Origin of the sequence: Streptomyces sp. YIM 98790, from assembly GCF_011421595.1 — a bacterium.
Taxonomy (GTDB): Bacteria; Actinomycetota; Actinomycetes; order Streptomycetales; family Streptomycetaceae; genus Streptomyces.
The window spans coordinates 1-8,063 of sequence record NZ_WTLH01000231.1 but is presented as its reverse complement, the minus strand read 5'-3'; the positions used below and the strand labels follow the sequence as shown (position 1 = coordinate 8,063).

The 8,063-nt window shown below is 76.6% G+C and carries 10 protein-coding genes; 1 reads left to right on the top strand and 9 read right to left on the bottom strand.

The features are described from left to right. Nucleotides 1-24 precede the first annotated feature (24 nt). The 7 genes from trpM to hisI form a co-directional block, all read right to left on the bottom strand. Complete coding sequence (gene trpM / locus GQS09_RS25170) at nt 25-204, bottom strand: tryptophan biosynthesis modulator TrpM (RefSeq protein ID WP_165989858.1); 180 nt, start codon at nt 202-204, stop codon at nt 25-27. Nucleotides 205-211: 7 nt separating this feature from the next. Beyond that, the gene (trpC, locus tag GQS09_RS25165) at nt 212-1,018 is read right to left on the bottom strand and encodes an indole-3-glycerol phosphate synthase TrpC (protein ID WP_165989857.1); all 807 of its coding nucleotides are present in this window, start codon (nt 1,016-1,018) and stop codon (nt 212-214) included. A 154-nt stretch (nt 1,019-1,172) separates the two neighbouring features. Beyond that, the gene (locus GQS09_RS25160; protein ID WP_313896328.1) at nt 1,173-1,634 is read right to left on the bottom strand and encodes a DUF2752 domain-containing protein; all 462 of its coding nucleotides are present in this window, start codon (nt 1,632-1,634) and stop codon (nt 1,173-1,175) included. Nucleotides 1,635-1,783: 149 nt separating this feature from the next. Continuing rightward, entirely contained in the window at nt 1,784-2,101 is a 318-nt protein-coding gene (locus GQS09_RS28760) for an HGxxPAAW family protein (RefSeq protein ID WP_207958265.1), read from the bottom strand. Nucleotides 2,102-2,271: 170 nt separating this feature from the next. Continuing rightward, on the bottom strand, nt 2,272-2,904 hold the full coding sequence (locus GQS09_RS25150; RefSeq protein WP_165989856.1) for a TIGR02234 family membrane protein: 633 nt from the start codon (nt 2,902-2,904) through the stop codon (nt 2,272-2,274). 142 nt (nt 2,905-3,046) lie between these two features. After that, nucleotides 3,047-4,615, bottom strand: coding sequence for an anthranilate synthase component I (locus tag GQS09_RS25145; RefSeq protein ID WP_165989855.1), 1,569 nt, complete (start codon nt 4,613-4,615; stop codon nt 3,047-3,049). Nucleotides 4,616-4,717: 102 nt separating this feature from the next. Then, a complete protein-coding gene (gene hisI / locus GQS09_RS25140) occupies nt 4,718-5,101 on the bottom strand; it encodes a phosphoribosyl-AMP cyclohydrolase (RefSeq protein ID WP_165989854.1) in 384 nt (127 codons plus the stop codon). Between the two features lie 72 nt (nt 5,102-5,173). On the opposite strand from hisI, the gene GQS09_RS25135 reads away from it, so the two are divergent. Continuing rightward, complete coding sequence (locus tag GQS09_RS25135) at nt 5,174-5,809, top strand: TIGR03085 family metal-binding protein (protein WP_165989853.1); 636 nt, start codon at nt 5,174-5,176, stop codon at nt 5,807-5,809. On the opposite strand, the gene GQS09_RS25130 is transcribed toward GQS09_RS25135, so the two are convergent. Both GQS09_RS25130 and GQS09_RS25125 read right to left on the bottom strand, forming a co-directional pair. Next, nucleotides 5,786-6,283, bottom strand: a complete 498-nt coding sequence (locus GQS09_RS25130; protein ID WP_165989852.1) for an SRPBCC family protein — start codon at nt 6,281-6,283, stop codon at nt 5,786-5,788. The two genes, GQS09_RS25135 and GQS09_RS25130, sit on opposite strands and share 24 nt — an antisense overlap. A 1-nt stretch (nt 6,284) precedes the next feature. Beyond that, on the bottom strand, nt 6,285-8,048 hold the full coding sequence (locus tag GQS09_RS25125) for an NAD(P)/FAD-dependent oxidoreductase (protein WP_165989859.1): 1,764 nt from the start codon (nt 8,046-8,048) through the stop codon (nt 6,285-6,287). Between the last annotated feature and the right edge of the window lie 15 nt (nt 8,049-8,063).

Below are 8,063 nucleotides of genomic sequence, written 5' to 3'. Positions count from 1 at the left end.
GCCGTACGGCCGGCGGCGCCGCGCTCAGTGCGGCGGCACGGCCGTGACGGCGGCGGCCGTGCGCCATCGCCGGCCGTTGATCTGTCCCGGCTCGCAGCCGATGTGGTACCGCACCCGCCGGCCCAGCACCCGGCGCGCGGGCGCGCGGCAGCCGCGCGGCCGGCAGCCGCGCAGCAGTCCGGGGTGGCGGGGGCGGGAGATCATGCCGGGGTCAGCGCCCCTGCCGCAGCGCCGGGTGCGCCCCGGCGGCCACCAGGTCGGCCACGGCCGCCTTGGGGTCCTTCTGGGTGACCAGCGATTCGCCGACCAGGACCGCGTCGGCACCCTCGTTGGCGTAGGCGATCAGGTCGTGCGGGCCGCGCACGCCGGATTCCGCCACCTTGACGATGTGCGCGGGGATCTCCGGTGCCAGCCGGGTGAAGGTGGAGCGGTCCACCTCCAGGGTCTTCAGATCGCGGGCGTTGACACCGATGATCTTGGCACCGGCGTCCACCGCGCGCTCCACCTCGTCCTCGTCGTGCACCTCGACCAGCGGGGTGAGGCCGATCGACTCGGCACGCTCCACCAGGGAGACCAGGGCGGGCTGCTCCAGCGCCGCGACGATCAGCAGCACCAGGTCGGCGCCGTGCGCCCGGGCCTCCCAGAGCTGGTAGGAGGTGACGATGAAGTCCTTGCGCAGGACCGGCACGTCCACCCGGGCGCGCACCGCGGTCAGATCGGCGAGCGAGCCGCCGAACCGGCGCTGCTCGGTGAGGACGGAGATGGCGGCGGCACCGCCGGCCGCGTAGTCGGCGGCCAGGCCGGCCGGGTCGGCGATCGCGGCCAGCGCGCCCTTGGACGGGCTGGACCGCTTGACCTCGCAGATGACCTGGACGCCGTCGCCCTTGAGCGCGGCGAGCCCGTCCTTGGCCTGCGGCGCCCTGGCCGCCGCCGCCTTCAGGTCGTCGAGGCCGACGCGCTCCTGCCGCTCGGCCAGGTCCGCACGGACTCCGTCGATGATCTCGTCGAGGACACTCACGCGAGCGGCCCCTTCCTGTCGGATGCGGCGGTCGGACCTCACAGCTTCGATCGTATCCGGCCCCGGCAGGTGGTCGCGCACACACCCGGGACGCATTCCGCAGAGCGGACAGTCCCTCCCGGAACGGGCAGGGGCGGATGTGGCCGGCGCGTCCTCAGGGAGCGAGCACGGCCCCGGCGGGCAGCGGGAGATTGCGCAGCACGGTGAAGGCGGTGACGCAGATCACCACGGCCAGACCGGCGGCGCGGCCGGGCGCGGGCAGCGGCGGACGGCCGGGCGGCAGGCGGTCGCGGGCGGCCAGCACCAGCCAGCGCAGCAGCAGCACGGCGAGCAGCGCGCCGCCGGCCACGGCCAGGGCATTGGCGGACAGCGCGGCTGCGAGGTCGGCGTGGGCCAGGGCGTGGGCGGCCCGCAGGCCACCGCAGCCGGGGCAGTACCAGCCGGTCAGGGAGAGCACGGGGCAGTCGGGATACGCCCCGGGCCGGTTCGGGTCCACGACCGCGACCAGGCCGAAGGCCGCGAGCCCGGCGCCGAGCACGGACAGCGGCGGGCCGGTGCGGCGGGCGAGGGCGCGCGCCGCGCGGGGGGCGGACGCGATACGCGGGGGGACTGCCACCCCGCCAGGCTCGCCGCCCCCGCCCGGTCCGGCAACCCGGGGAGGCCGGCGCGGGTGGCGAGCGGCCGGGAAACGGCGGAGGTGCGGTGCGGCCGTCAGGGGCCCGCACCGCACCTCCCCGGCCGTCCTCGGCCGCCGGACGCGCTCGCTCAGGCGGCGGCGGTCTCCGCGGGCCCGGTCCCGGCGCTGGTGCCGGTGCCGCCGGTTGCGGTGGCGCTCCCGGCCTGGGTCACGGACGAGGCGGCACCGGCGGAACGGGACCCGGCCGCGTTCTGGGCCCCCAGGCCCATGGACCGCATGACCAGGGTGACCACACCGCCCAGCGCGACCACGGCGGCGCTGGCCGCCACCAGCAGCGGCTCGGCCATGATGGTGAAGACGCCACCGAGGGAGAACCCGATGAGGGCGATGAAGACGCCGGTCCAGGCGGCCGGGTTGTTTCCGTGATCGTGGCCGTTGCCCGCCATGACTGCTCCTCGTGGTCAAGATCGTCGGGTGCGACTGGCCGTCACCCGCGCCCATTGTTACAGGAGACGCGTCCTGCCCAGCGGCCGGACCCCGCTCCGCCGGGGGCACCCGGCTGTGCGATCCGTCACCGCGCGCCGCCGGGGCGGCCGGCCGCCGCGGCGGCGCGCGGTCAGCGGCTCGCCCCGCCGGGCTCGGTGGGGTCCTCCCCCCGGTCCAGCGCCTTCCACAGCTCCTCCGGGCGCTCCGGGACGGCGGCGGCGGAACGCGGCGCACGCCGGCCGGCCCGCTCGTAGCGGCCCGACATGGCCGGCCAGTACCGGCCGTAGCCGAGCGCCAGCAGCCCGGCACCGAACAGCAGCAGCCCGCCCAGCGCCGAGATCCACGGCCAGGCGGTGTGGCCGACGGCGGTGACACCGGCCTCGGCGAGCCCGGTGGCCTCGGCGGCGCTGTCCCGCAGCGCACCGGTGTCACGGGAGCCGGCGACCGCGGTGGCGGCCGCTCCGGCGCCGCTGAGCAGCAGGACCGCGGAGACGGCCCGGCGGCCGGTGCGGCGGGCGGCGAAGACCGCGACCAGGGCGCCCAGCCCGACCAGCGCCAGCGCGCTGGGCAGCCCCGAGACGGCGTTTCCGCTGGCGGTCACGGGCAGCCCGGCGCCGGAGGACGCGGTGGTCCCCTCGCTCCAGGTCTGGCCGGCGGCGATGAGGACGAGGCCGGCCCCGGCCGCGCCGCCGAGCAGCGCCAGGCCGAGCGCGCGCCGGGAGGCGCGGGAGGAAGAGGAGGAGGGGTGGTACTCGCGAGTCACCCCACCACGCTACCTGCCGCACCGGCACCCCCCGCCACGGGACGTCGCCCCGCGCCCGCCGTACCGCCGGCGCGCAGCCGCCGCGGCGCGGCAGGCGCCCGGCGGCGGCGGGAACGGGGAGGGGCGGGGCGTGGGACGGGACTTATCGCAGGTGGTGCGCGGTGGCGACGGCGCGGAGGACGGCGGATGCCTTGTTGCGGCATTCGGCGTCCTCGGCCGCCGGGTCGGAGTCGGCCACCACACCCGCGCCGGCCTGCACGTACGCGACGCCGTCGCGCAGCACGGCGGTGCGGATGGCGATCGCGGTGTCCGCGTCCCCGGCGAAGTCCAGATAGCCCACGCACCCGCCGTACAGGCCGCGCCGGGTGGGCTCCAGCTCCTCGATGATCTCCATGGCCCGCGGCTTGGGTGCTCCCGACAGCGTCCCGGCGGGGAAGCATGCGGTGAGCGCGTCGAACGCGGTGCGTCCGGCGGCGAGCTGCCCGGTCACCGTGGAGACGATGTGCATCACATGGCTGTAGCGCTCCACCGACATGAAGTCGACCACTTCCACCGTGCCCGGCGCGCAGACCCGGCCCAGGTCGTTGCGGCCCAGGTCGACCAGCATCAGGTGTTCGGCCCGCTCCTTGGGATCGGCCAGCAGCTCCTCGGCCAGCGCGGTGTCCTGCCGCGGGGTGGCGCCGCGCGGGCGGGTGCCGGCGATCGGGTGCATCATCGCCCGCCCGTTCTCCACCTTGACCAGCGCCTCGGGGCTGGAGCCCACGATGTCGAATCCGCCGGTGCCGTGCTCCGAGCCGGGGATGCGCAGCAGGTACATGTACGGGCTGGGGTTGGTGGCGCGCAGCACCCGGTAGACGTCCAGCGCGCTGGCCTCGCAGGCCGTCTCGAACCGCTGCGAGGGCACCACCTGGAAGGCGTCCCCGGCCCGGATGTGCTGCTTGACCGTCTCCACCGCCTCCCGGTAGGCGGGGCCGCCCCAGCGGGCGGTGAAGTCCGGCAGCGCGGAGGGCGGCAGCGCGACGGGCGCGGCGGGCGCCGGCCGGGCGAGGTCGGCCTGCATGGCGTCCAGCCGCCGGACGGCGTCCTCGTACGCCTCGTCCACACCGGTGTCGGTGTCGTGGTGGCCGTCCCCCGCATGCGGGACGGGCCGCCAGGCGTTGGCGATGAGCAGCACCGTGCCGTCGCGGTGGTCCAGCACGGCCAGGTCGGAGGCGAGCAGCATGGTCAGTTCGGGCAGGCCCAGGTCGTCCCGGGCGCTGTCGCCGATCCGCTCCAGCCGGCGCACCACGTCGTAGCCGAGGTAGCCGACCATGCCGCCGGTGAAGGGCGGCAGCCCGGGGTCGCGCGGGGTGTGCAGCACCTCGACGGTGCGGCGCAGCGCGTGCAGCGGGTCGCCGTCCACCGGCACGCCGGCCGGCGGGGTGCCCAGCCAGTGGGCGCGGCCGTCGCGCACGGTCAGCGCGGCGGCGGAGCGGACCCCGACGAAGGAGTAGCGGGACCAGGTGGCGCCGTTCTCCGCCGACTCCAGCAGGAAGGTGCCGGGGCGTTCGCCGGCCAGCTTGCGGTAGAGCGCGATGGGCGTGTCACCGTCGGCCAGCAGCCGCCTCGTGACGGGGATGACCCGGCGGTCCTTGGCCAGGACCCGGAAGCTCTCCCGGTCCACGGTTCCCGCAGCGTCCACGGTGCTGCCCGCGGTGTCCACAGTGCTCATGCGATGTCACCCTAGTGCGCGTCCGGCGCCCGGAGGAGCCGGTGACGGTCCGGAGCGGAAATGCCCCGGGAGGGAGGGAGGGCGGGCGGACCGGGACGGCGGTCAGGCGTCCGGTCCGGCCGACGGCAGGGGCCCGGCGTCGAAGCAGGTCCGGTCCCCGGTGTGGCAGGCCGCGCCCACCTGGTCGACCTTGACCAGCACGGTGTCGCCGTCGCAGTCCAGCGCCACCGACTTGACGTACTGGGCGTGCCCGGAGGTCTCGCCCTTGACCCAGTACTCGCCGCGGCTGCGGCTGTAGTAGGTGCAGCGCCCGGTGGTCAGGGTCCGGTGCAGCGCCTCGTCGTCCATCCAGGCGAGCATGAGCACCTCACCGGTGTCGTACTGCTGGGCGATCGCGGGGAAGAGCCCTTCCGGGTTCCGCTTCAGGCGGGCGGCGATGGCCGGATCGAGCCCCGGGGGCCGGCTGCTGGACGGTGCGCTGGACATGCGGTCCATTGTGCCCCGCCCGGCACGGCGCGGGTGCCCCGCCCGGCGCACCCCGCCCGTAGGGTGGGACCCATGGCTACTCATGCGAAGCGGGAACGTCTGCTGCTCGCCGATGTGTTGGAGAAGGCGGGGCCGGACGCGCCCACGCTGTGCGAAGGCTGGACCACCCGGCAGCTTGCCGCGCATGTGGTGGTGCGGGAGCGGCGGCCGGACGCGGCCGGCGGGATGTTCGTCAAGCCGCTGGCCAGCCGGCTGGACCGGGTGATGAGCGAGTTCTCGGCCAAGCCCTACGAGGAGCTGGTGGAGCTGGTGCGCACCGGACCGGGCAAGTGGTCGCCGTTCGGGGTCAAGCAGCTCGACGAGGCGTCCAACACCGTCGAGTTCTTCGTGCACGCCGAGGACGTGCGGCGCGCGGTCGACGGGTGGGAGCCGCGCGAGCTGGACGAGGTGTTCGCGGACGCGCTGTGGAGGCGGCTGGAGACGGCCGGCCGGCTGATGGGCCGCAAGAGCCCGGTGGGGCTGGTGATGCGGCGCCCGAACGGGCAGACCGTGGTGCTGCACAAGGGCACGCCGGTGGTGACGGTCACCGGCGAGCCGGGTGAGCTGATCCTGTTCGCCTCCGGCCGCCAGCGGGTGGCCCGGGTGGAGCCGGCGGGCGAGGAGAACGCCGTGGCCAAGGCCCGCTCAGCCCCGCTCGGTCTGCTCTGAGGGCGGCGGATCGCCGCCCCCGGCCGGCGGGTCGTCCGGCTCCGGATAGCGCTCGGCGGCGCGGGCCAGGAGCCGGAGCATGCGGCGGTGCCGCAGTTGCAGCAGCGCCTCGTCCAGTGGGCTGTGCATCCGCCCGCCGGGCCCGGTCAGCGGGTGCTCGTCCAGGATGACCAGTGAGGCGTCTCCCCAGGGCCGCACCTCAAGGGCGATCCGCGCGCTGCCCAGCCGGCCGCGCTGCGCCTCCAGCTCCAGCAGGCGGGGCGGTTCGCTGTGCCGCACCAGGGTGCGTCCGGACAGCCGCCACGGGCCGATCTTCAGTACGTACTGCAGGCTCGCGCCGACCTCGGGCCAGTCGCCCTCCAGTGGGCGGGAGTCCCGTGCGCCGATCACCCAGTCGGCGTAGCGGTTGCGGTCGCTGAGCAGGGCCCAGACCGCACGCGGCGGTCGCTTCACGAGGATGGTCCGGGTCGCCATGTCAGTCGTCGGCCTTTCCTGAACTGGTGGTACGGGATGCGCCGGGCGCGCCGCCCCGGCCGCCCGGCCGGACGGCCCGGCCGCCCTCGAACACCCGCTGGACGGCGGCGAGCGCCGGGCCCACCAGGCAGCGGGTGACCGTCCGCTCGGCGCGCAGCGCGGCGCGCGCCGCATTGGCCCCGCAGGCGCCGTGCACCCCGCCGCCCGGGTGGGCCGAGGCCGAGGCCAGGTAGAGCCCGGCGACCGGGGTCTCGGGGCGCCCGGTGCCCGGCACCGGACGGAACATCAGCTGCTGGTGGGCCTGTGCGGTGCCGCCGTTGAGCGCGCCCAGCCGCAGGCTGCGGTTGCGGGCCTGGAAGTCCGGCGGGGCCAGGATCCGGCGGGCCACGATGCGGTCCCGGAAGCCGGGCGCCAGCCGCTCCACCTCCCGCTCCACGCGCTCGGCCATGGCCTCGGACTGGGCCTCGGTCCAGCGGGGGCCGATCTCCGGGGTGCCCGGCGCGGCCCCGGCGTCGCCGCGGATGTGCTGCGGCAGATGGGTGTAGGCCCAGGCGGACTCGGTGCCCGCCGGGGAGCGGCCGGGGTCGGCGGCGGTCATCTGGCCGAGCAGGGCGAACGGCCGGTCCGGCACCTGGCCGGCGGAGAGCTGGGCGGCCCACCGGGTGAGGTGGTCCAGGCTCTCGGCGAGATGGACGGTGCCGGCGCCGCCCGCCTCGGCCGCCAGCCAGGGGATCGGCCGGTCCAGCGCCCAGTCGACCTTGAAGGTGGCCGGGTCCCACTGGAAGCGGCGGATGTCGTCGCGCAGCCGGGCCGGCAGGTGTTCCCATGCGACCAGCCCGCCGTACAGCTGCGGCGCCGGGACGTCGGCCAGCACGGCCCGCCGGGCGCGCAGCACCTCGCCGCCGGCGGTGCGCACGCCCAGGCAGCGGCCGTGGCGCACCACGATGCCGGTGACCGGGGTGGCGCAGCGCACGGCACCGCCGAGCGATTCCACCCGGCGGACCATGGCGTCGGCCAGCGCCTGGGCGCCGCCGCGCGGCACCGGCCAGCCGTACTGGTGGCCCAGCATCGACAGCAGCCAGCCGAACCCGGTGCTGCCCAGCGATTCGGGCGAGAAGTCGGCGTGCATGCCGCAGCCGGTGAGCAGCAGGGGTGCCGCCGGGCCGTGGAAGTTCTCCTCGGCGAGGCGGCGGGCGGGCAGGGCGAGCGTCCGCAGGGCGCGCAGGCCGCCGGCCGAGTGCAGGCGGCGGGCCAGGGCGGCGGCGGGGCGGACCGGCGGGAAGGGGGTGAACAGGGCGCGCATCACCTCGGGGCCGACGCGGTCCCACAGGGCGGTCAGGGCGAGATAGGCCTCGCCGTCGCCGTGGCCGAAGGACTCCAGGCGGGCGGCGGTGCGGGTGGCGTCCTGGTCGAGGACGGCGCAGCGGCCGTCGGGCAGCGGGTGGGCGAGCACGGAGCGGGCGCGGCTCCAGCGCAGGCCCCAGCGCTCCAGCCGCATGGCGCCGATGGGCGGGGAGGCGGCGGCCAGCGGGTAGAAGGAGCTGAACAGGTCGCTGATGTAGTCGGGGTGGACGCCGCGGTCGCTGCGCACCGAGCCGCCGGGCGCCGCTTCGGCCTCCAGCACCAGCACCCGCCATCCGGCGTCGGCCAGGATGTTGGCCGCGACCAGCCCGTTGGGGCCGGCCCCGATGACGAGCGCGTCGGCGTCGGCCCCGGCGGCCGGGGCCGCGGCGGGCGGAAGGCCGGCGGGCGGGAGGCCGGGCACGCCGTCCGGCACGGG

Bases quoted from the DNA above. Each gene is read 5' to 3' on its own strand.
- trpM (WP_165989858.1), bottom strand. From the start codon at position 204: ATGATCTCCCGCCCCCGCCACCCCGGACTGCTGCGCGGCTGCCGGCCG.
- hisI (WP_165989854.1), bottom strand. From the start codon at position 5,101: ATGTCCAGCGCACCGTCCAGCAGCCGGCCCCCGGGGCTCGATCCGGCC.
- GQS09_RS25130 (WP_165989852.1), bottom strand. From the start codon at position 6,283: ATGGCGACCCGGACCATCCTCGTGAAGCGACCGCCGCGTGCGGTCTGG.
- GQS09_RS28760 (WP_207958265.1), bottom strand. From the start codon at position 2,101: ATGGCGGGCAACGGCCACGATCACGGAAACAACCCGGCCGCCTGGACC.
- GQS09_RS25135 (WP_165989853.1), top strand. From the start codon at position 5,174: ATGGCTACTCATGCGAAGCGGGAACGTCTGCTGCTCGCCGATGTGTTG.
- GQS09_RS25145 (WP_165989855.1), bottom strand. From the start codon at position 4,615: ATGAGCACTGTGGACACCGCGGGCAGCACCGTGGACGCTGCGGGAACC.